Origin of the sequence: Cellulomonas algicola, assembly GCF_003851725.1 — a bacterium.
In the GTDB taxonomy this organism is placed as follows: Bacteria; Actinomycetota; Actinomycetes; order Actinomycetales; family Cellulomonadaceae; genus Cellulomonas; species Cellulomonas algicola.
This window is the reverse complement of the sequence record NZ_BHYL01000175.1, coordinates 1-1,236: the sequence shown is the minus strand read 5'-3', so window position 1 is coordinate 1,236 and position 1,236 is coordinate 1. Positions and strand designations below refer to the sequence as shown.

The window sequence follows — 1,236 nt, the reverse complement described above, 5'->3', positions numbered from 1 at the left end:
GGTCGCGCCCGCGGACGTCCTGCCGCGCCCCGAGCTCAAGCGCATGGACCCCTCCGCGCAGTACGCCGTGATCGCGGCGCGCGAGGCGTGGGCCGACGCGGGCTCCCCCGAGGTCGACGGCGAGCGGCTCGGTGCCGTGGTGTCGTCCGGCATCGGCGGCATCTGGACGATGCTCGACGGCTGGGACACGCTCCGCGAGAAGGGCGCCCGGCGCATGCTGCCGATGACGGTGCCCATGCTCATGCCGAACTCCCCCGTCGCGTTCGTGTCGCTCGACCTGGGCGCCCGCGCCGGTGCGCACGCCCTGGTCTCGGCGTGCGCGTCGGGTGCCGAGGCGATCGGGTACGGCGTCGACATGATCCGCTCGGGCCGCGCCGACGTGGTCGTCGCGGGCGGCACCGAGGCTCCGATCCACCCCATGCCGATCGGCGCGTTCGCCGCGTCGCGCACGCTGTCGCAGCGCAACGACGACCCGCAGCGCGCGTCGCGCCCGTACGACACCGCCCGGGACGGCTTCGTCGTCGGTGAGGGCGCCGGCGTCGTCGTGCTGGAGAGCGCCGAGCACGCCGCCGCGCGCGGCGCCCGCGTGTACGCGCGCATCGCCGGTGTCGGACTGTCCGCCGACGGGTACCACATCACGTCCCCCGAGCCCTCGGGCGACGGGCAGATCCGTGCGATGCGCTCCGCGCTGCAGGAGGCGGGCGTCTCGCACCGCGACATCGTGCACGTCAACGCGCACGCGACCTCCACGGTGGTGGGCGACCTCATCGAGGCGCGCAGCATCCGCGGCGTGCTCGGCGACGAGGCGGACCACGTCGCCCTGTCCGCGACGAAGTCGATGACGGGCCATCTGCTCGGCGGCGCGGGCGCGCTCGAGTCGGTGTTCACGATCCTCGCGCTGCACGACCGGCAGGCGCCGCCGACGATCAACGTCGACGACCCCGACCCGGAGCTCGTGCTCGACCTGGTGCGCGACAAGCCGCGCGCGCTGCCCGACGGGCAGATCGCCGCGATCAACAACTCGTTCGGGTTCGGCGGCCACAACGTGGCGCTCGTCGTCACGTCGGTCTGACCCGCCGCACCACCCGTCCGCCCCGGCGGACCGAGGGCGCGCCTCCCCTGCCGGGTGGCGCGCCCTCGGCGTCTGCGACGACGGCACGCGCGTCGCGTCGGCGGGGCCGCGCACGGCACGCGGCGCGTCGCGTCGGCAGCACGGCGCACGCGGCGCGTCTGCGG

The 1,236-nt window shown here is 75.7% G+C and carries 1 protein-coding gene; it reads left to right on the top strand.

Features of this window, described 5'->3' with window-relative positions:
- Positions 1-1,072: beta-ketoacyl-[acyl-carrier-protein] synthase family protein (locus CTKZ_RS11965; RefSeq protein ID WP_148090489.1), on the top strand; the 1,072-nt coding region annotated here is incomplete at its 5' end.
- Between the last annotated feature and the right edge of the window lie 164 nt (positions 1,073-1,236).